The sequence below is a fragment of the Desulfocicer niacini genome, assembly GCF_054657595.1.
Window position 1 is genome coordinate 1 of the sequence record NZ_BAAHYK010000184.1, and the last position, 448, is coordinate 448.

At 56.5% G+C, this 448-nt stretch carries 1 protein-coding gene; it reads left to right on the top strand.

All coding sequences use genetic code 11. The features are described from left to right. Positions 1 to 448, top strand: a 448-nt coding sequence (gene glgP / locus ACYQ2M_RS25295) for an alpha-glucan family phosphorylase (RefSeq protein WP_459919177.1), incomplete at both ends; no start/stop codon positions are given.

Sequence of the window (448 nt, forward strand, 5' to 3'; positions counted from 1 at the left end):
CCCCAGGACGATGAAGGGAAAAAGATTATACAGCGGCTGATGGCCTTTGTCCGTCGCCCGGAAATCCGGCAGTGTGCGGTGTTCATAGAAGGGTATGACATGGCCCTGGCGCGTATCCTGGTCCAGGGGGCGGATGTGTGGCTGAACACCCCCCGCAGGCCCTTTGAAGCCTGCGGAACTTCGGGGATGAAAGCGGCCATAAACGGTGTGCTCAATTTGAGTATCCTTGACGGCTGGTGGTGTGAGGCCTGTTCCCCGGAACGTGGATGGTCCATCGGCAACGGCGAGGCGTATCAGGATACGGCCTATCAGGATGCCACGGAAAGCCAGGCCCTGTACAATGTGCTGGAAAATGAAGTAATTCCCTGTTTCTATGAAGCACCCCAGGGAGAATTGCCCGCCCGGTGGGTGAAGATGATGAAGGCATCCATGAAAATGGCCATGGAAA